The 20498-nt window shown below is 66.9% G+C and carries 11 protein-coding genes; 6 read left to right on the top strand and 5 right to left on the bottom strand.

Features of this window, described 5'->3' with window-relative positions; genetic code table 11:
- Nucleotides 1-40 precede the first annotated feature (40 nt).
- Nucleotides 41-2257: a hybrid sensor histidine kinase/response regulator gene (locus ACI48D_RS16995; RefSeq protein WP_435572421.1), complete on the top strand. Its 2217-nt coding sequence runs from the start codon at nt 41-43 to the stop codon at nt 2255-2257.
- On the opposite strand, the gene lpxD is transcribed toward ACI48D_RS16995, so the two are convergent.
- A complete protein-coding gene (gene lpxD, locus ACI48D_RS16990; RefSeq protein ID WP_435572420.1) occupies nt 2235-3275 on the bottom strand; it encodes a UDP-3-O-(3-hydroxymyristoyl)glucosamine N-acyltransferase in 1041 nt (346 codons plus the stop codon). The genes ACI48D_RS16995 and lpxD overlap by 23 nt on opposite strands.
- Before the next feature lie 412 nt (nt 3276-3687).
- Here lpxD and ACI48D_RS16985 point away from each other — a divergent pair, with 412 nt between their 5' ends.
- Entirely contained in the window at nt 3688-6390 is a 2703-nt protein-coding gene (locus tag ACI48D_RS16985) for a DEAD/DEAH box helicase family protein (protein ID WP_435572419.1), read from the top strand.
- 68 nt (nt 6391-6458) lie between these two features.
- On the opposite strand, the gene purL is transcribed toward ACI48D_RS16985, so the two are convergent.
- Nucleotides 6459-10460 carry a phosphoribosylformylglycinamidine synthase gene (gene purL, locus ACI48D_RS16980; RefSeq protein WP_435572418.1) on the bottom strand — a complete coding sequence of 1334 codons (4002 nt, stop codon included), beginning with the start codon at nt 10458-10460 and terminating at the stop codon, nt 6459-6461.
- Between the two features lie 164 nt (nt 10461-10624).
- Here purL and ACI48D_RS16975 point away from each other — a divergent pair, with 164 nt between their 5' ends.
- Complete coding sequence (locus tag ACI48D_RS16975; protein ID WP_435572417.1) at nt 10625-12262, top strand: tetratricopeptide repeat protein; 1638 nt, start codon at nt 10625-10627, stop codon at nt 12260-12262.
- Here ACI48D_RS16975 and ACI48D_RS16970 read toward each other — a convergent pair.
- Nucleotides 12225-15857 (bottom strand): hydantoinase B/oxoprolinase family protein, encoded by a 3633-nt coding sequence (locus ACI48D_RS16970; protein WP_435572416.1) that lies wholly within the window; start codon nt 15855-15857, stop codon nt 12225-12227. The genes ACI48D_RS16975 and ACI48D_RS16970 overlap by 38 nt on opposite strands.
- Before the next feature lie 114 nt (nt 15858-15971).
- Between ACI48D_RS16970 and ACI48D_RS16965 the strand changes: the two genes are divergently transcribed.
- The gene (locus ACI48D_RS16965) at nt 15972-17504 is read left to right on the top strand and encodes an NAD(P)H-hydrate dehydratase (protein ID WP_435572415.1); all 1533 of its coding nucleotides are present in this window, start codon (nt 15972-15974) and stop codon (nt 17502-17504) included.
- Here ACI48D_RS16965 and ACI48D_RS16960 read toward each other — a convergent pair.
- Nucleotides 17473-18204: an ABC transporter ATP-binding protein gene (locus ACI48D_RS16960; RefSeq protein ID WP_435572414.1), complete on the bottom strand. Its 732-nt coding sequence runs from the start codon at nt 18202-18204 to the stop codon at nt 17473-17475. The two genes, ACI48D_RS16965 and ACI48D_RS16960, sit on opposite strands and share 32 nt — an antisense overlap.
- On the opposite strand from ACI48D_RS16960, the gene ACI48D_RS16955 reads away from it, so the two are divergent.
- The gene (locus ACI48D_RS16955) at nt 18203-18847 is read left to right on the top strand and encodes an arylesterase (protein ID WP_435572413.1); all 645 of its coding nucleotides are present in this window, start codon (nt 18203-18205) and stop codon (nt 18845-18847) included. The two genes, ACI48D_RS16960 and ACI48D_RS16955, sit on opposite strands and share 2 nt — an antisense overlap.
- Nucleotides 18847-19902, top strand: coding sequence for a tRNA 2-selenouridine(34) synthase MnmH (gene mnmH, locus ACI48D_RS16950; RefSeq protein WP_435572412.1), 1056 nt, complete (start codon nt 18847-18849; stop codon nt 19900-19902). Before ACI48D_RS16955 ends, mnmH begins: the two co-directional genes overlap by 1 nt.
- A 105-nt stretch (nt 19903-20007) precedes the next feature.
- Here the strand turns inward: mnmH and ACI48D_RS16945 are convergent.
- Nucleotides 20008-20498 (bottom strand): IS1595 family transposase (locus ACI48D_RS16945; protein WP_435572411.1); only part of this gene is annotated, 491 nt, incomplete at its 5' end.

The raw sequence follows: 20498 nt of genomic DNA, 5'->3' as shown, positions 1-20498 counted from the left end.
CTTTTTTTTCACCACCCCTTCCTGTACGTACGGGCACCCCATGCACGTTCGCCGCGGCCGCACGCTGCCGCTACGCCACCTGCTGATCCTGCTGACTGCGATCGGCCTGCTGCCGCTCGCCCTGCTGGGCATCTGGAGCATCCACGTCTCCAGCGAATACCGGCAGCGCGAGCAGGAACGCGCGCTGCTGGACCTGGCGCGCGCCCTGTCCAGCGCCGTCGACGCCGAACTCGATTCGTCCGTGGTCGCGCTGTCGAGCATGGCCCACAGCCCGGCCATGGCGGCGGGCGACCTGCGCGCCTTCTACGAGGTGGCCCGCGTCCAGTCCCAGGCCCAGCCGCATTGGCTGGGCGTGTTCCTGGCCGACGGCGACGGCAAGATCCTGTTCCGTACCACCGCACCCTTCGGCGCCCCGGCCGGCGAGCCGGCCGATCCGGCCAGCCTGCAACAGGCACTCAGCCTGCACCGTCCCGTGGTCGGCGGGATCGCGCGCGGCCAGGGCGGGCGGGCCGCCGTGCCGGTGCGCATCCCCGTCACCGACAGCCACGGGCGCACCTACGTGCTGAGCGCCGTGGTCAAGCCCGACCGCATCCTGCGCGTGATCGAGCGCCAGCGGGCGCCCTCCGATTCCCTGCTCGCCGTGATCGACGCCTCCGGCCACATCGTGGCCCGCTCGAAGAACCAGGAGCGCTTCGTCGCCCAGCCCATCACGCCCGCCCTGCGGAGCCTGATGCGTACGGGCCTGGAGGGCGCCGGCCCCACCAACACCAAGGAAGGCGACCTCGTCGCTACCGCCTACAGCAGCATGTCGCGCCACCACTGGACCGTCGTGGCCAATGCCCCGGCGGTGACCCTGCGCGCCGGCTTCTTCGAAGGCATCGCCGCGTACGCGGCCGGCATCGCACTGTCGCTGGCGGTCTGCATCGGGCTGGCCTACTGGCTGTCGGGCCGCATCGTCAGGGCCTTCAACGTCCTGCGCCGGGCCGCCGCGGCGCTCGGCGCAGGACGTCCGCTCAGCGTGCCGCCCTCGCGCATCCGCGAACTCGGCGGCATGGCGCGGGCGCTCGAAGCCGCCGGACGTCAGCGCGCGCGCCACGAAGCGGAACGGTCGCGCCTGCTGGCCTCGCTGGAAGACGCGCTCGAACAGGCGCGCAAGGCCGGCCAGGCCAAGGACGAATTTCTTGCCGTGCTCGGCCACGAACTGCGCAACCCGCTCAGCCCGATCGTCGCCTCGCTCGACCTGATGGACATGCGCGACGAGCCGGGGGCGCGGCGCGAGCGCGCCATCATGCGGCGCCAGGTCACCCACCTGAAGCGCCTGGTCGACGACCTGCTGGACGTCTCGCGCATTACTTCCGGCAAGCTGCGCCTGGAACTGCGTCCGCTCAACCTCGCCGAGACCGTGCGCCACGTCGTCGTCGCCCTGCCCGGCCAGGCCATCCTCCTCGACGCCCCGGACGCGGTCTGGATCGACGGCGACGACAGCCGGCTGGCGCAGGTGCTGAACAACCTGCTGTCGAACGCCGCGCGCTTCGGCAGCACGGCAACCCGCGTCAAGCTTGCGGCCGATGCCGAAGCGGGTCTGGCGACGCTGTCGGTAGAGGACAATGGCATCGGCATGGATACCGGCCTGCTGTCGCGCGTCTTCGAACCCTTCTTCCAGGCGCCGCAGCAGCTCGCCAGGCGCACCGGCGGACTCGGCCTCGGCCTGGCGATCGTGCGCAAGATCGTCGAACTGCACGGCGGCAGCGTCGGCGCCCACAGCAGCGGCCCAGGCCAGGGCAGCCGCTTCGAGGTCGTGCTGCCGCTGGCGGCTCCCCCAGGCCAGGCCGCCGAGGCCGCGCCGGCGCCGGTGCAGGCGCCGCGCCAGGTGCTGCTGGTCGACGACAACGAGGACGCCGCCGCCGGCACCGCCACGCTGCTGCGCCACCTGGGGCACGCGGTCGAGGTGGCGTACGACGGCGCGCAGGCGCTGGCGTCCGCCCGCATGCGGGTGCCGGAGGTAGCGATCCTCGACATCGGCCTGCCGGACATGGACGGCTACGCCCTCGCCGCGGCACTGCGCCGCGAACACGGCAATGCACTGCGTGTGATCGCCCTGTCCGGCTACGGCCAGCAGGCCGACATCGAGCGGGCGGCGCAGGCCGGGTTCGACCTGCACCTGACCAAGCCGGCCACGCTCGCCGACCTGATGCGCGCGCTGGCACCCACGCCGGCACCCGCGCCGGCAGCCACTACCCGGCGCCCAGTGACTTGAGCGCCCGCTCGATCGCGCGGATCTTCTCGCGCATCGAGCCGAGCTTGCGCACCAGCGCCGCGCTGCGCTCCCATTCCGCGTTCGGTGCGATCGGATAGAAGCCCGTGTAGCGGCCCGGTTCGGCGATCGAGTTCGCGACCAGGGTACCGGCCGTGATGTGCACGTTGTCGGCGATCTCGATGTGGCCGTTGACCATGGCTGCGCCGCCGAAGCTGCAGTGCTTGCCGATGCGGGCGCTGCCGGCCACGCCGACGCAGCCAGCCATCGCCGTGTGGGCGCCGACATGGCAGTTGTGGCCGATCTGGATCTGGTTGTCGAGCTTGACCCCGTCCTCGATGACGGTATCGTCGAGCGCGCCGCGGTCGACCGTCGTGTTGCTGCCGATGTCGACATCGTCGCCGATCACCACCCGCCCGGTCTGCGGAATCTTGATGTACACGCCGCCGTCCACCGCGAATCCGAAGCCGTCGCCGCCGATCACGGCGCCCGAATGGACGATCCCGCGCGCACCGATGACGCAGCGGGCGTGGAAGCTCACGTTGGCGAAGAAATGCGTGCCCTCGCCCACCACGGCATCGCGGCCGATGTAGCATCCGGCATCGATCACGGCGCCGGCCTTGATCGCCGCGCCGGCCTCCACCGTGACATGCGGGCCGATATGGGCCGCGGGATCGATCCGCGCGTCAGGGTGCACGACGGCGGAGGGGTGGACGCCGGGCTCGGGCGCGGCACGCGGCAGCAGGAATTGTGCGGTGCGCGCGAAGTAGGCGTAGGGATTGCCGGTGACGATGCGGACGCCGTCGTAGGTCGGCGCGACCGCTTCTTCATCCAGCGGTGAAAGGATCAGCGCGGCCGCCCGGCTGTGCGCGGCCAGGGGGCGCATCTTGTTGTTGCTAAGAAAGCTGATATCGGCCGGGCCGGCACGCTCCAGCGGGGCGATCGCCGTGACTTCGGTGTCAGGGTCGCCTTCGAGTCGTCCGCCGAAGCGCTCGACCAGCTCGCTTACCCGTGTGCCCATTGTCGCTGCCCTCCGCGTTTGTCCATGTCGAGTTTGACCATGGAGCCATCTCCGCAGTTCCGGATACCGGATTGACCAATAGCAGGCGGACGCTCCGGTCACTCTTCGCATCGCCATGCGTGCAAGCCGGAGCTAGGCTTGCTGATGACGACGAATACCCGGCCATCCAAACCAATACAGCTGCCTACTAAAAGCAGGACATCCGCCTGTTCCTTTCTGGATCAGCTGAAGCATATAATTTGTTTAATTAATATCCGTCCAGATACCCGCACTGCTGGCTCATTCTTCCATACCGTTTGGGTATTCCTTGGAAATCGCACTTGCTTCCCACTGAATTTGCCGGACCGACCGTCATTGTCGTCATTTCCGCAAACTAATTCGCATTGACCATATCGTGCTTTAAGGGGATCCGATGAGACAGCATCATGTCACAGACGTTCAAGCACCATCCGGAGAAATTGACGCGAGCGGGCCTGGCTTCCCGGCCTCCCGCCCGAATTCCGGAAGCGATTATTGCCGACAATTCGATCTTGACAACGCACGTCTGAATCCATCGAAGAAGAAGCCGGCGGTTCACCAGCAGGACGCGTTGGCAAAGCTTAAAACCTGGTTCGAGTCCGCCTCGCACGCCCCGCAGGCGGGAGGGATCGTGGTCCTTCCGACCGGCGGTGGCAAGACTTTTACGGCAGCGCGCTTTCTCTGCCATGGCCCCTTGTCGCGTGACTACAAAGTATTGTGGCTCGCGCATACGCATCATTTGCTCGACCAGGCATACCAAAGCTTCGCTCCGATCGACGAGGATGAGGCGCACAAGAAGGGGCTCGAGCTCGGTCTGATATCGGAACCGAAACGCTCACTGACGATGCGGGTCGTATCAGGCACGCCGGAACATTGCCCGGTGAGTACGGTCAAGCGAACGGATGACATCCTGATCATCACGCTGCAAACCCTGCAGCGTGCCTGGGAAAACCGCCATCAACTGTCGGGCCTGAACGACTTTCTTACGTCCGCCGGGGAAAAATTGTTCGTCGTTTTCGACGAAGCGCACCATGCCCCAGCACCAGGATATCGATCGTTGATCAACGAATTGCGGAAGCACCACCGCAAGATGTATCTGCTCGGGCTCACCGCAACACCGACTTACACCGATGTCCATAAAAAGGGCTGGCTCAAGAAGCTGTTTCCACAAGAAATTATCTACCAGATCAGCGCTTCCAAACTGATCGCCTCCGGTGTGCTTGCAAAGCCGATCTTTGAACGGACCAATACAAATTTCACGCCAAGCTTCAATGAGCGCGACTTTCGGAAATGGGTTGGCACTTATCGCGACCTGCCCGAAGACGTGATCGATAGCCTGGCCCGCAACCAGGAACGAAACACGCTGATTGCGGAGGCATATGTAAAAAATCGGAAGAAATACGGGAAGACCATCATTTTTGCAGAACGCTGGCATCAATGCGAATTCTTATGCGAAGTCTTGCGCAGGCGCGGTGTGCGCGCCGGTGCGGTCTATTCCCATGTCGACACGTCCGCTTCGTCTGCGGCCATCAGAAACACGCGGGCCAAAGGGCACAATGCAACGGTCTTGGAATCCTTCAAAAAAGGCGACCTGGACGTTATCGTCAACGTGAAGATGTTAACCGAAGGAACCGACGTGCCCTCGGTGAATACCGTCTTCCTGACGCGCGAGACCACCAGCCGTATATTGGCGACGCAAATGGTGGGACGAGCCTTGCGCGGACCAAAATTCGGCGGGACGGACATTGCCTACATCGTGTCGTTCACCGATAACTGGCAGCACCGCATCAATTTTGCAGACTATAGCCAGCTCGAGGCAGGCGAAACGGACGATGGCGTCACCGAATACGCAAAGCGCCCCCCGCTCAACTTGATATCGGTGTCGCTGATCCGCAGCCTGGCGCAGAACATGGACGCCGGCATGACCGTCAATCCCGGTCCGTTCTTGTCCCTGATGCCGATCGGCTGGTATCGGACCCAGTACGATTCATTGGTAGAAGATACTGACGACATCGAAACCATCAGCGACCTCGTCATGGTGTTCGACGACAGTCAACGGAGCTTTCGATCATTCATCAACCATCTCAACAAGACCGACCTGGCCGCCTTGGCGAGCGAGCGCATCACGCTGGCCAGCGTCAAGGAAGATCTGGCTGCCTGGGAATCGAGGTTCTTTCGGGATATCGGATCCTGCCGTCAGGAGGAGCTGCTGAAGTCACTCCTGGGTATCGCACGCCACATGGCGCAGAACGATGGCGCTCCTCCCGAATTCATCCTCTTTGAAGAGCGCGTCGGCCACGACCTGGACGTGGTCGCACAAACCTTCATCAGCCGCGGGCTGACTCTTGCCGAAGCAAACCAGGCCCTGCACACGGAATACCTCCGTCCGGACCGTTACTGGCCTACGCTGTATTCGAACTTCGAACGATTCAAGTTCCATCACAATGCTTGCGTCGACCGCATCCTGTCCCCCTCACCTGAGCCGACGAAGTGGGTTCCCGCGATTCGCGAAGTACTCCCGAACCGCGAGCCCACCGAAGACGTCAAATTGCAGGTCAAACGCCGGGACGGCTTCGCCTGCCTGTGCTGCGGAGAGGATACCCGACGATTGCTGCAAATCGATCACGTCGCCCCGAGTTATGTCGGGGGCGATAATTCGCTGGCCAATCTCCAAACCCTGTGCAAGACCTGCAATGGGGCCAAAGGAATCAACACCGTCAACTTCCGGGTTCAACACAACCAATGCCTGACGACCCGTCCGGCAAGCTTCCCCGAATTCGATATGCCCCTTGGAGCGGAGGCGAAAGACCCGCTTTCGTGGAAAATGTATCTTCGACGTGTCATCAACTTCTTTTACAGGGGCGCCGCAGTCAGTCACATCCACATCGGCGCACGCGGCAGAGATTTCTACGAGTGGAAAATCGAGCTGTGCGACGGCAACGATCCCGAATGGCTGGCATCGCACCTCAAGCAGCTTGTCATGGGAATTCGTACACAAATCAGCACGGCGCGAAACGATGGCTGTGTGATGCAGAGGCTCATCGTGACCGCGCCGGATAAAAAAGCCGCTGCCTGGCCACTACGCAGCAAGTCATGACAAGAAACAGCGAAGGCAAAAAAAAGCGCCCCGATCGGAGCGCTTTTTCGTGATGCGTCACAAGAACATCAACCCACCCACTTGCGCGCATTCTGGAACATCCGCGCCCACGGCGAATTCTCGCCCCAGCCATCCGGATGCCAGGACATCGTCACCGTGCGTGCCACGCGCTCGGCGTGCGGCATCATCACCGTGAAGCGGCCGTCCGGCGTGGTGACCGCGGTCAGGCCGCCCGGCGAACCGTTCGGGTTGAACGGATACTGCTCGGTCGGCTGGCCGCGGTTGTCGATGTAGCGCAGCGCGCCGATGGCACGAGACAGGTCGCCGGTCTGCGAGAAGTCGGCAAAACCTTCGCCGTGCGCGATCGCCAGCGGCGCGTGGGTGCCGGCCAGGTCCGCGAAGAAGATCGACGGCGAATCCAGTACCTCGACCATGCCGAAGCGGGCTTCGAACTGTTCCGACTTGTTGCGGGTGAACTTCGGCCAGGCCTCGGCACCTGGAATGATCGACTTCAGGTTGCTCATCATCTGGCAGCCGTTGCAGACGCCCATGCCGAAGGTATCGGCACGGCCGAAGAATTCAGCGAACTGCTCCTTCAGGGCGGCGTTGAACAGGATGGTCTTGGCCCAGCCCTCGCCGGCGCCCAGCACGTCGCCGTAGGAGAAGCCGCCGACCGCGATCAGGCCCTTGAAGTCGTCGAGCGTCGCCCGGCCGGCGATCAGGTCGCTCATGTGCACGTCGACCGCCTTGAAGCCGGCCTGGTGCACCGCCCACGCGGTTTCGATGTGCGAGTTGACGCCCTGTTCGCGCAGGATCGCCACGCTCGGACGGGCGCCCGTGGCGATGAACGGGGCGGCGATGTTGACGTCCGTGTCGTGCACCAGCTTCGGCGTCAAGCCCGGGTCCTGCTCGTCCAGCAGGCGCTCGTATTCCTGGTCGACGCATGCCGGGTTGTCGCGCAGGCGCGCGATGCGCCAGCTGGTCTCGCTCCACAGGCGCTGCAGTTCGCTGCGGCGCTTGCTGTAGATGATCTTGGTGTCGCGGGTAAACTCCACCACGCCGCGCTCGTTGACCTTGCCGATGATGTGGCTGCAGGCGCCCAGATCGTGCGAACGCAGCACGTTCATCACCTCGCTGCGCTCGTCGTGGCGAACCTGGATCACGGCGCCCAGCTCTTCGCTGAACAATGCACGCAGCGTCATCTCGTTGCGGCGCTCGCTGACCTGGGCCGCCCAGTTCTTGGCGTCGCCATGGTCGGAGGCATGCTCGCCTTCCATGGCCAGGATGTCGAGGTTGACCGAGACGCCGGCGCGGCCGGCGAAGGCCATCTCGCACAGCGCCGCGTACAGGCCGCCGTCCGAGCGGTCGTGGTAGGCCAGCAGTTTGCCGTTCGCGTTCAGCTGCTGGACCGCGGCGAAGAAGGCCTTCAGGTCTTGCGGGTTGTCGAGGTCCGGGGTGTCGTTGCCGACCTGGCCGGTCACCTGCGCCAGCGCGGATGCGCCGAGGCGGTTCTTGCCGCGGCCCAGGTCGATCAGGATCAGCGAGGTCTCGCCGAGGTCCGTCCGCAGCTGCGGCGTGAGGGTCTTGCGCACGTCCGCGACCGGCGCGAACGCGGACACGATCAGCGACACCGGCGAAATCACCGCCTTGGCTTCGCCATCGTCGTTCCAGGTGGTGCGCATCGACAGCGAGTCCTTGCCGACCGGGATCGAGATGCCCAGCGCCGGGCACAGTTCCATGCCGACCGCTTTTACCGTGTCGAACAATGCCGCGTCCTGGCCCGGCTGGCCGCAGGCCGCCATCCAGTTGGCCGACAGCTTGATGTCTTCGATACCGGCGATCGGCGCGGCGGCGATGTTGGTGATCGCCTCGCCGACCGCCATGCGGCCGGAAGCCGCCGCATCGATCACGGCCACCGGGGTGCGCTCGCCCATCGCCATCGCCTCGCCCTTGTAGCCTTCGAAGCTCATGGTGGTGACGGCACAATCGGCCACCGGCACCTGCCACGGACCGACCATCTGGTCGCGCACGCTCATGCCCCCCACGCTCCTGTCGCCGATCGTGATCAGGAAGGATTTGTCGGCCACGGTCGGCAGCAGCAGCACGCGGCGGCCCACCTCTTCCAGCTCCAGGCCGGTCACGTCGACCGGCTTGAAGCTGTTCTGGACGTGGGCGACGTCGCGCTGCATCTTCGGCGGCTTGCCGAGCAGGACGTCCATCGGCATGTCGACCGGGCTGGTATTGGTGATGGGGTCGATCAGGCGCAGCTGGCGCTCTTCGGTGGCGACGCCGACGGCCGCGAACGGGCAGCGCTCGCGCTCGCACATCGCGGCGAAGCGCGGCAGGTCCTGCGGCGCGATCGCCAGCACGTAGCGCTCCTGCGACTCGTTGCTCCAGATTTCCTTCGGCGACATGCCGCTCTCTTCCAGCGGCACCTTGCGCAGGTCGAAGGTCGCGCCGCGCTTGGCGTCGTTGGTGATCTCGGGGAAGGCATTCGAGATGCCGCCCGCGCCGACGTCATGGATCGAGATGATCGGATTGGCGTCGCCCAGCTGCCAGCAGGCGTTGATGACTTCCTGGGCGCGGCGTTCCATTTCCGGGTTGCCGCGCTGGACCGAGTCGAAGTCCAGGTCGGCGGTGTTGGTGCCGGTGGCCATCGACGACGCGGCCGCGCCGGCCATGCCGATGCGCATGCCGGGGCCGCCCAGCTGCAGCAGCAGGCTGCCGACCGGGATGTCGTTCTTGTGCGTGTGCGCGTCCGAGATGTTGCCGATGCCGCCCGCGATCATGATCGGCTTGTGGTAGCCGAACACGGTGTTTTCGCCGAGCGCGGTCTGGCCGACGTTCTGTTCGTAGGTGCGGAAGTAACCGCCCAGCACCGGACGGCCGAATTCGTTCGAGAAGGCGGCGCCGCCCAGCGGGCCGTCGACCATGATCTGCAGCGGCGAGGCGATGCGCTCGGGCTTGCCGTAGGCCGGGACTTCCCATGGCTGTTCAAAGCCCGGGATCGCCAGGTTCGACACGGTGAAGCCGGTCAGGCCGGCCTTCGGCTTGGCGCCGCGGCCGGTCGCACCCTCGTCGCGGATCTCGCCGCCGGCGCCGGTCGAGGCGCCCGGGAACGGAGAAATGGCGGTCGGGTGGTTGTGGGTCTCGACCTTCATCAGCGTGTGGGTCAGCTCGGTCGTGCCCCGGTATTCCTGGCTCTCTCCCTGCGGGAAGAAGCGCATGGCTTCGGCACCCACCATGATCGCCGAGTTGTCGCTGTACGCCACCACCGTGCCCTTTGGCTGCAGCTGGTGGGTGTTCTTGATCATCTGGAACAGCGACCTGTCCTGCTTCACGCCATCGATGGTCCACTCGGCGTTGAAGATCTTGTGGCGGCAGTGTTCGCTGTTGGCCTGGGCGAACATCATCAGCTCGACGTCGGTCGGGTTGCGCTGGACGCGGCTGAAGGCGTCGAACAGGTAGTCGATCTCGTCTTCCGCCAGGGCCAGGCCCATGTCGCGGTTGGCCTGCTCCAGCGCGGTACGGCCTTTGCCCAGAATGTCGATCGCTTCGAGCGGACGGCTTTCCAGTTCGGTGAACAGGGCCTGGGCCTCGTCGGCGCTGCGCAGCACCGTTTCCGTCATGCGGTCGTGCAGCAGGCTTGCCACGGCCTGGGCTTGTTCCGCGCCCAGCTTCTTCGGCGCACCGAATCCGGTGCCGAGGATGCCGCTCTTGAGGACCACGGTGAAGGCCACGCCACGCTCGATGCGGTGGATGTGGGCCATGCCGCAGTTGTGGGCGATGTCGGTCGCTTTCGAGGCCCAGGGCGAGATCGTGCCCAGCCGCGGAATCACGAAGTACTCCTCGGTCACGCCCTCGTACTGCGTTACTAACGCCGGCTCGCCGTAGGTTAGCAGGGACCTCAAGCGCTCGGTGTCCTCGACGGACAAGGGGCTGCTTGCATCGATGAAGTGGTAGTAACGTGCCTGTACGGCGGCAATCGTCGGAGCGACGGCGGCAAGCTGGCTCAGGAGGCGTTGGCTACGGAAGGCGGAGAGGGCGTTGGAACCCGGCAGAATCAACATGGCTTGAAAGTCGGTTGATGCAGCGTGGCTGCGGGTGGAAGATAGCCCGCTATTATACAGTGTCGCCCCTGTTGCCGGGCCTCCCCCTGCGGGAATGGTTGCCGGACCGCCAAGGAATCGGTATTGTAGCGTTGGAGACCCTCCCGGCATGGACGAGAACAGGAATGCAAGAGAATAGCCAACTGAGCGTACTGGTCGTGGACCCGAGTCCCGGCATCCGCGCCAACCTGCAGAACATGCTCAACCAGTCCGGCATCTCGCGCGTCGAATACGCAGTGAATGCCGGCACCGCCGTCAAGCAACTGGCCCGCCGCGGCTACGACGTGATCCTCTGCGAATACGATCTCGGCGGCGGCAGCGGCAACGGCAGCGAGGGCCAGGACGGCCAGCAGTTATTGGAAGACCTGCGCCACCACAAGCTGATCCCGCCCTGGGCCATCTTCATCATGCTCACCTCGGAGGCCGCCTACGACAAGGTGATCGGTGCGGCCGAGCTCTCGCCCACCGAATACATCCTCAAGCCCTTCACCACCGGGATCCTGAACCAGCGCATCCAGCGCGCCCTGGCGCGCCGCGCCGCCATGCTGCCGGCCTACCAGCAGATCGCCCAGGGCAATCCGCATGCCGCCATCCGGACCTGCATCGACGCCGCGCAGGCGCAGCCGCGCTACGCCGCCGACTTCGCGCGCCTGCGCGCCGAGCTGCACGCCTCGCTGAAGGAGCACGAAGCGGCCGAGGGCGTGTACCGCCAGCTGATCGCGGCGCGGCCGATGGGCTGGGCCAGGCTCGGGCTGGCGCGCAGCCTGGCGGCCCAGGGCCGCATCGACGACGCGGTCGAGCTGCTGGAACAGCTGGTGCGCGACAACCCGCGCCTGATGGCCGGCTACGACCTGCTGGCGCGCTGCTTCGAAGAGCGCGGCGAGCATGCCCAGGCCCAGAAGACGCTGGAGGAAGCGGTCGGCATCTCGCCCCACATGGTGCGGCGCCTGCGCAAGCTGGGCGAGGTCGCGCTGGAGGCCGGCGACATGGCGGCCGCCGAAAAGTCCTTCAAGCAGGTCGTCACGCGCTCGCGCTATTCCGAATTCCGCAACCCCGAAGACCACGTCAACCTGGTCAAGGCGCTGGTGCGCAAGGGCGATCCGCTGTCCGCCGCCGGCGTGATCCGCGACCTCGAACGCTCGCTGCGCGGCACGCCCGAAACGGACGCCTGCATGGCGATCTCGAACGCCCTGCTGCATGAGGCGAGCGGCAACCAGGCCGGCTCGGTGGCCGGCCTGCGCAGCGCGGTGACGGCGGTGCGTGCCGGCAGCGCGCTGTCGCCCGGCTTGAAGGTCGGGCTAACCCGGTCCTTGCTCGAACACCGCATGGACGAGGAAGCGTCCGAGGTCATGCTCACGGCGATGAGCGGCCAGGACGGCGCCGTCACCGCCCAACAGGCGATGAACGTGTTCGTGAAGGCCGGCCGCCCCGACCTGGCCGACGGCATGGGCAAGCAGCTGCGCGCCCAGGCCCAGATCCTGCTCGGCGTGGCCGACGAGAAGCGCAATATGGGCGACGTGCGCGGCGCCGTGCAGACCCTGCTGGAAGCCCTGCATCTGGCGCCGGGCAACCTGCAGGTGATGATCGCGGTGGTCGGCGGGATCCTCCGCCAGATCATGGAGATGGGCTGGGATCACCCGCTGGCGGGCCTGTGCGCCGAACAGCTGGAACATATCCGGGCACTGGACCCGGCGCATCCGCGGCTGCGGGCGCTGGATGAGGAGCTCATGGGGGCGAAGCGGAAGTACGGTATTTCCTCGTAGGCGTCCCGTAGCCTCCGCCTCCGGGCGTCTCGATCACGAACATGTCGCCCGGCTGCATATCGACCTTCCCGATATGCCCCAGCTCCTCCACGCGGCCATCCGCGCGCACCACCAGGTTGCGCCCCTTCGCTCCCGGCTGGCCGCCCGCCATCCCGAACGGCGCAAAGACCCGGTTGTTCGACAGGATCGCCGCCGTCATCGGCTCCAGGAAGCGCACTTTCCGCACCCCGCCGTTGCCGCCGTGCCAGCGCCCGGCCCCGCCCGATCCCTCACGGATCGCATAGCTCTCCAGCCGCACGGGGAAGCGGAACTCCAGGATTTCCGGATCGGTCAGGCGCGAGTTGGTCATGTTGGTCTGGACCACATCGGTGCCGTCGTAGCCCTCGCCGGCGCCCGAGCCGCCTGAAATGGTTTCGTAGTACTGGTAGCGCGCATTCCCGAAAGTGAAGTTGTTCATCGTGCCCTGCGAAGCCGCCATCACCTCCAGGGCGCCGTACAGCGCGTTGGTGATGCAGGTCGAGGTCTCGACGTTGCCCGACACCACCGAGGCCGGATAATGCGGGTTCAGCATCGAGCCCGGCGGAATGATCACCTTCAGCGGCTTCAGGCAGCCGGCGTTCAGCGGGATCTCGTCGTCGACCAGGGTGCGGAACACGTACAGCACCGCGGCCATGCACACCGCCGACGGTGCGTTGAAGTTGTTCGGCAGCTGGCTCGAGGTGCCGGTGAAGTCGATCTCGGCGCTGCGGCTGGCGGCGTCCACGCGGATCGCCACCTCGATGTGCGCGCCGTTGTCGAGCGCATAGCGATAGTGGCCATCCTTCAGCACCGCGATCACGCGCCGCACCGCTTCCTCGGCATTGTCCTGCACGTGGCCCATGTAGGCGCGCACCACGTCCAGTCCGTAGTAGGCCACCATGCGGCGCAATTCCTCGACGCCCTTCTGGTTGGCCGCGACCTGGGCGCGCAGGTCGGCCAGGTTCTGGTCAGGATTGCGGGCCGGCCAGCGCGCCGCCGCGAGGAGTGTCCGCGCCTCGGCTTCGCGCAGCACGCCATCAAGGCCGTCGACCAGCTTGAAATTGTCGATCAGGACGCCCTCTTCCTCGATATGGCAGGAATCCGGCGGCATCGAGCCCGGCGTGGTGCCGCCGATGTCGGCGTGGTGGCCGCGCGAGCCGACGTAGAACAGGATGTCGCGCCCGGCCTCATCGAACACGGGCGAGATGACCGTCACATCCGGCAAATGGGTGCCGCCGTTGTAGGGATCGTTCAGCACGTAGACGTCGCCGGCTTTCATCTTGCCCGCGTTCTTGCGCATCACCGCCTTGATGCTCTCGCCCATCGAGCCCAGGTGCACCGGCATGTGCGGCGCGTTGGCGACCAGGTTGCCCTCATGGTCGAAGATCGCGCAGCTGAAGTCGAGGCGCTCCTTGATGTTCACCGAATACGCCGTGTTCTGCAGGCGCAGGCCCATCTGCTCGGCGATCGACATGAACAGGTTGTTGAAGACTTCCAGCATCACCGGGTCCGCGCTGGTACCGATCGCGTGCCGCTCGGGCAGCGCCTCGACGCGGCGCAGCACCAGGTGATCGTAGGCCGTCACTTCGGCCTGCCAGCCGGCCTCGACGACGGTGGTCGCGTTGGCTTCGGCGATGATGGCCGGGCCCTTCACCAGCTCGCCCGGCTGCATCGCGGGGCGCAGGTAGACCGCGGTGTCGCGCCATTCGCCGCCGGCGAACATGCGCACCTGCTCGTGCGCCGCCGGGGCACTGCCGACGGCGCCGACTTCGCGCGGCAGCTCGGGCGGCGCGTCGGAGCGGCCCAGCGCTTCGACGGATACTGCCTCGACCACCAGCGCCTTGCCCGGCATGAGGAAGGAGAAGCGGCGCCGGTACGCCTCCTCGAAGGCTTGCTGCATGGCAGGGTGCGCGTCGAAGCCGACCACGATGGCCGAATCGGTGCCTTCGTAGCGCAGGTGCACGCGGCGCAGCAGTTCGACGCGCCCGGCCGCCACGCCTTGCGCCAGCAGCTCTTCGCGGGCATGGGCGCCGAGTTCGTCCAGCTCCGCCGACAGTGCGGCTTCGCTCAGCTCGTCCAGGCGCCGTTCGACGGCGCGCTCGCGCATCGCGCTCTGGTCGGCTAGGCCCATGCCGTAGGCCGACAGCACGCCCGCCAGCGAATGGATGAACACCGTCTTCATGCCGAGCGCGTCCGCCACCAGGCAGGCGTGCTGGCCGCCGGCGCCGCCAAAACTGGTGAGCGTGTAGCCGGTCACGTCGTGGCCGCGCTGCACCGAGATCTGCTTGATCGCGTTCGCCATATTGCCGACCGCGATCTGGATGAAGCCCTCGGCCACCGCTTCGGGCGTCGGCGTGGCGCCTGTGGCTGCGCCGATCTCGTCCGCCATTGCGGTAAAGCCGGCGCGCACGGCATCGACGTCGAGCGGCTGGTCGCCGGCCGGCCCGAACAGGTGCGGGAAGTGCTGCGGCCGGATTTTGCCCAGCATGACGTTGCAGTCGGTGACCGTCAGCGGCCCGCCGCGGCGGTAGCTGGCCGGCCCCGGGTTCGCGCCGGCGCTGTCCGGGCCGACGCGGTAGCGGCTGCCGTCGAAGTGCAGGATCGAGCCGCCGCCGGCCGCCACGGTGTGGATGCTCATCATCGGCGCGCGCATGCGCACGCCGGCGACCTGGGTCTCGAACACGCGTTCAAACTCGCCGGCGAAGTGCGAGACGTCGGTCGAGGTGCCACCCATGTCGAAGCCGATCACCCGTTCGAAGCCGGCCAGGCGGCTGGAGCGCACCATGCCGACGATGCCGCCGGCGGGGCCGGACAGGATGCTGTCCTTGCCCTGGAAGGCGCGCGCATCGGTTAGGCCGCCGCTCGACTGCATGAACTGCAGGTTCACGCCGGGCAGCTCAGCGGCTACCTGGTCGACGTAGCGGCGCAGGATCGGCGACAGGTAGGCGTCGACCACGGTGGTGTCCCCGCGCGCGACCAGCTTCATCAGCGGGCTGACCCGGTGCGATACCGAGACCTGGGTGAAGCCGATCTCGCGCGCGATCCGCGCCACCGCCGCCTCGTGCCGCGTGTGCCGGTAGCCGTGCATGAAGACGATCGCCAGGCTGCGCAGGCCGGCATCGAAGGCTTGCTGGAGTCCGCGCCGCGCGCCCTCCTCGTCCAGCCGCAGCACCACGTCGCCGTGCGCGCCGATCCGTTCGTCGATCTCGATCACGCGCCGGTACAGCAGCTCGGGCAGGACGATATGGCGGTCGAACAGGCGCGGCCGGTTCTGGTAGGCGATGCGCAGCGCGTCGCGAAAACCGCGCGTGATGGCGAGAACGGTCGGCTCACCCTTGCGCTCCAGCAGGGCATTGGTGGCGACCGTGGTGCCCATCTTGACCGCTTCGATCGCGCCTTCCGGCACCGGCGCGCCGGGCTGCAGGCCCAGCAGGTGGCGGATGCCGGCCACGGCGGCGTCGCGGTAGTGTTCGGGATTCTCGGACAGCAGTTTGTGGGTGACGAGCTTGCCGTCGGGGCGGCGTGCCACGATGTCGGTGAAGGTGCCGCCGCGGTCGATCCAGAACTGCCAGTCCATGCTTTCTCCATTCGTTGCCAGAAATCGAGCCCTATTGTAGTCGCGTCTCCCACTGTGTTGCGATTTTGGCGACAATGCATGGCATCGCTATTCACCATCCCGACTGGAGCCCACATGGATACCCTGCTCTACAGCTGCGACCAGATCCGCGCCATCGAACATGCCGCCCAGGCCCGGCTGCCAGCCGGCGAGCTGATGGAACGCGCGGGCCAGGCGGCGGCCGCGTTCGCGCTCGAACTGCTGGAGGGCGAGGCGGCGGGCGCCGTGCTGGTGCTGGCCGGCCCCGGCAACAACGGCGGCGACGGCCTCGAGCTGGCGGCGCACCTGGCGCGCAAAGGCGCCGCGGTCGAGCTGCTGCACCTGGCGGCCGAACGCGCGCCTTCCTTCGAAGCCGGACGCGCGTTGCAGCGGGCGCGCGACGCCGGGGTGCGCTTCGTCGACGAGCTGCCGGCGGGCCGGCCGTGGCGGCTGGTGGTCGACGCCCTGTTCGGCATCGGCCTCGCGCGCCCGCTCGCGGGACGCGCGCGCGAACTCGCCTTGTGGACGGCGGGCCTCGACTGCCCGGTACTGGCGCTCGACGTGCCGAGCGGGCTGGATGCCGACACCGGCGCCTTGCATGGCCCGGACGGCGCGGCGGTGACGGCCACACATACCATCACCTTCCTCGGCAACAAGGCGGGCCTGCACACCGGCGACGGCTGCGATCATGCGGGCGAGGTGCGCGTCGACATGCTGGGCGCCGACGGCGTGCACGCGGAATCGGCCCAGGCGGTCCTGAACGGTCCGACCCTGTTCGCCGAACGGCTGGCCCCGCGGCGCCGCAATTCGCACAAGGGCAGCTTCGGCGACGTCGTCGTGCTGGGCGGTGCGCGCGGCATGGCCGGGGCCGCGGTGCTGGCGGCGCGCGCGGCGCTGCATGGCGGCGCCGGACGGGTGTTCGCCGCCTTGCTGGACCCGGGCATGGCAATCGATCCGCTGCAGCCGGAGATCATGTTCCGCGACGCCGCCGGCATGGCTTTCGACGGCCGCACCGTGGTGGCGGGTCCCGGCATGGGCGGCGCCGACGCTGCCATTCACCTGTTCGGCAAGCTCATGGATGCGGGCGCGCCGCTGGTGGCCGATGCCGATGCCCTGAACCTGGCCGCGGCGCGGCCGGACCTGCAAGAACGGCTGGCGGCGCGCGGCGGACAGCTCGTGCTGACCCCGCACCCGCTGGAGGCGGCACGCCTGCTCGGCGTGACCGCGCCCATCGTGCAGGCGGACCGCCTGGAACATGCGCGCGAACTGGCGCTGCGCTTCAATGCCGTGGTGGTACTGAAGGGCGCCGGCAGCGTGATCGCGCGCCCGGACGGCTTCGTCGCGGTGAACACCAGCGGCAACCCGGGCCTGGCGACCGGCGGCAGCGGCGACGTACTCGCTGGCTTCTGCGGCGCCCTGCTGGCCCAGGGCTGGCCGGCGTGGGAAGCGGCGCTGGGCGCCGTGTGGATGCACGGGGCGGCGGCGGACCGGCTGGTGGCGGATGGCACCGGGCCGATCGGCTTGACCGCGGGCGAGTTACCGAAAGCGATCCGCGCGGTATTCAACGAACTGGTAGGGTGGGCACCGGGTGCCCGCCCTACGACACCAGCCGGCCCGCGGCGATGGTGAGCGTACGCGAGCAGCGCGCCGCCATCGCCGGATCATGGGTGACCAGCACCAGGGTCGAGCCGCGTTCGCGGTTCAGTTCGAACATCAGCTGGATCACCGCTTCGCCGGTGGCGGCGTCGAGGCTGCCGGTGGGCTCGTCGGCGAACAGCAGCGGCGGCTCGGTGACAAAGGCGCGCGCCAGTGCGACGCGCTGCTGCTCGCCGCCGGACAGGTATTTTGGGTAGTGGCGCAGGCGGCTTGCCAGCCCGACCCGGCCCAGCATCGCGGCCGCCTTCTCGCGCGCCTCGGCGTCGCCACGCAACTCCAGCGGCAGCATCACGTTTTCCAGCGCGCTCAAATGCGGTAATAACTGGAACGACTGGAACACGAAGCCCAGCTTGGCCTTGCGGAAGGCGGCGCGGCCGTCCTCGTCGAGGGCGAAGATGTCGGTACCGTCGAGCCGGACCGTGCCGCTGGATGGCGTATCGAGGCCGGCCAGCAGGCCCAGCAGGGTCGACTTGCCGGAGCCGGATGCGCCGACCAAGGCAAGCGTCTCGGCCGGTTGCACGGTAAAATCGACACTATGCAGGATGGTGAGTTCGCCGCTGGCGTCCGCCACCCGCTTCGACAGGCCGGCGACTTCGATCGCCGGATGCCGGCTGGCCGCAGCTGCACCTGTATTTGCGGCATCACGTTTGGACGCCTCGGGAATATCACGCATGCTCGCTCATCTCACTTTCAGTACCAGAAAAAAGACTATCGCTGCCCTCGCGGCCTTCGCGCTGGCGGCGTCGGGGAGCGCCTATTCTGCACCAAAAACCGTGCTGGTGGTGGGCGACAGCCTGTCCGCAGAGTACGGCCTGGCACGCGGCAGCGGCTGGGTCGCCCTGCTCGAACAGAAGCTGAAGGCCGAAAAGCTGGACGCCCACATCGTCAACGCCAGCATCAGCGGCGACACCACCAGCGGCGGGCGCTCGCGCCTGCCGGCCCTGCTGGCCCAGCACAAGCCCAGCGTGGTGGTGCTGGAGCTGGGCGCCAACGACGGCCTGCGCGGGCTGCCGATCGCCTCGGCGGAAGACAATCTGCGCGCCATGGTCAAGCTGTCGCAGCAGAACAAGGCCAAGGTCCTGCTGGTCGGCATCCAGATGCCGCCGAATTACGGGCGCGCCTATACCGAACGCTTCACCGGCATGTACAAGGATCTATCGTCGAGCCTGAAGGTGCCGCTGGTGCCTTATATGCTGCAGGGCGTGCAGCTGGTGCCGGCGAACTTCCAGGCCGACCGCATGCATCCGCTGGCCAGCGCCCACCCCGTCATCCTCAACAACATCTGGCCCCAACTGGCTCCCCTGATCAAACAATAATGAAATACCCCGCTGTCCTGAGCATCAACGACGTCCTGCCGCGGCTCGACGAATTCGACACCATCATCGACGCGCGCAGCGAATCCGAGTTCGCGCTCGACCACATCCCCGGCGCCATCAACTGCCCGGTGCTGGACGACGAGGAGCGCATCCTGGTCGGCACCACCTACAAGCAGGTCGGCGCATTCGAAGCGAAGAAGATCGGGGCGCCGCTGGTGGCGCGCAACGTCGCCCGCCATATCGACACGCTGTTCGCCGACAAGCCGCGCGACTGGAAGCCACTGGTCTACTGCTGGCGCGGCGGCAACCGCAGCGGCTCGATGGCGCACATCCTGGCCAAGGTCGGCTGGCCGGCGGTGCAGCTCGACGGCGGCTACAAGGCCTTCCGCGGCTTCGTCAACACCGCCCTGGAGAATCCGCCGGCGCTGCAGTTCCGCGTGATCTGCGGCACTACCGGAAGCGGCAAGAGCCGGCTGCTGGAGACGCTGGAAGCGGTCGGCGCCCAGGTACTCGACCTCGAACGCCTGGCGGCCCACCGCGGCTCGGTGCTGGGCCACCTGCCGAACGAAGCGCAGCCCAGCCAGAAGATGTTCGAGACCCGCATCTGGGACAAGCTGCGCGGCTTCGATCCGGGCCAGCCCGTGTTCGTGGAATCGGAGAGCAAGAAGGTCGGCAACCTGCGCGTGCCGGAAGCGGTCATGGAGCGCATGCGCGCCGCGCCCTGCGTCTCGCTGCTGCTGTCGCGCCCGAACCGCGTGCGCCTGCTGATGGAGGATTACCAGCACTTCTGTGCCGACCCCTCGACCCTGAACAGCCAGCTCGACCACCTGGTACAGCTGCACGGGCGCGAAAAGATCGATGCCTGGCACGGGATGGCCAACAGCGGACGCATGCCGGAGCTGGTCGACGAGCTGCTGGTGCAGCATTACGATCCGGCCTACCTGCGCTCGATCGACCGGAATTTCGCGCAGTATCCGCAGGCGCAGGTGGTGGAACTGGCGGATATCGGCGAGGAGGATTTCCTGGCTGCTGCGCGCAAACTGCACGCCGCTTGACGCCCGCGCGGGCACGGGGTGCCTACGCCGGCCGCGCCCACCCTACGGATGCCGTGCACAGATGTGGCGGCAGGGTGGGCACCAAAACAAAAGGCGCTGTTCGCGTTAAGTGTTGAATCTGCCCAGCGCCGCTCTCAGGAAGGCATCCGGGCTGGCGATGCGTTGCCCGTCGAGCGCCCAGCGCCAGCCGAAGTAGCGCGACAAGTAGCGGCTGGCGATTCCGCGAAACGGGACCAGCCAGGCGCGCATCCGGCTGTGATAGGCGTTGACGTTCTGGATATGCAGCGCGCCACGCTTGCGCACGCCGGCGCTCGGGTTGACGGCCTCGTGCGAGATCCCGGCTTCCCGGGCAAATGCCGGGTAGGCTGCGTGGCTGTCGGTCACGAGCAGCACGTCGCGCTCCAGCCGCGGGCCCAGGTGCTCAAGCAAATGTTGCTTGCTCAGCGCGCCCTTGCCGGTCACGGCATCGATGGTCCGGCCACTACGGTCGCGCGCGACCAGGATGCACATCTGTTCGTTCGAGATGCCGCGCTTTGTCGCTCTGCCGCCGCGTTTTCGTGGCGGACGGTCGAGCTTGCGGGATCCTTTATGGGATT

This window comes from Massilia sp. LXY-6 (assembly GCF_051233485.1).
Taxonomy (GTDB): domain Bacteria; phylum Pseudomonadota; class Gammaproteobacteria; order Burkholderiales; family Burkholderiaceae_D; genus Telluria.
Note: the sequence above shows the minus strand (reverse complement) of the source record. Positions and strands in the feature narration are given on the sequence as shown.

Excerpts from the sequence above, each read along its gene's own strand:
- ACI48D_RS16995 (WP_435572421.1), top strand. The coding sequence starts at position 41 with ATGCACGTTCGCCGCGGCCGCACGCTGCCGCTACGCCACCTGCTGATC.
- lpxD (WP_435572420.1), bottom strand. The coding sequence starts at position 3,275 with ATGGGCACACGGGTAAGCGAGCTGGTCGAGCGCTTCGGCGGACGACTC.
- ACI48D_RS16985 (WP_435572419.1), top strand. The coding sequence starts at position 3,688 with ATGAGACAGCATCATGTCACAGACGTTCAAGCACCATCCGGAGAAATT.
- purL (WP_435572418.1), bottom strand. The coding sequence starts at position 10,460 with ATGTTGATTCTGCCGGGTTCCAACGCCCTCTCCGCCTTCCGTAGCCAA.
- ACI48D_RS16975 (WP_435572417.1), top strand. The coding sequence starts at position 10,625 with ATGCAAGAGAATAGCCAACTGAGCGTACTGGTCGTGGACCCGAGTCCC.
- ACI48D_RS16970 (WP_435572416.1), bottom strand. The coding sequence starts at position 15,857 with ATGGACTGGCAGTTCTGGATCGACCGCGGCGGCACCTTCACCGACATC.
- ACI48D_RS16965 (WP_435572415.1), top strand. The coding sequence starts at position 15,972 with ATGGATACCCTGCTCTACAGCTGCGACCAGATCCGCGCCATCGAACAT.
- ACI48D_RS16955 (WP_435572413.1), top strand. The coding sequence starts at position 18,203 with ATGCTCGCTCATCTCACTTTCAGTACCAGAAAAAAGACTATCGCTGCC.
- ACI48D_RS16960 (WP_435572414.1), bottom strand. The coding sequence starts at position 18,204 with ATGCGTGATATTCCCGAGGCGTCCAAACGTGATGCCGCAAATACAGGT.
- mnmH (WP_435572412.1), top strand. The coding sequence starts at position 18,847 with ATGAAATACCCCGCTGTCCTGAGCATCAACGACGTCCTGCCGCGGCTC.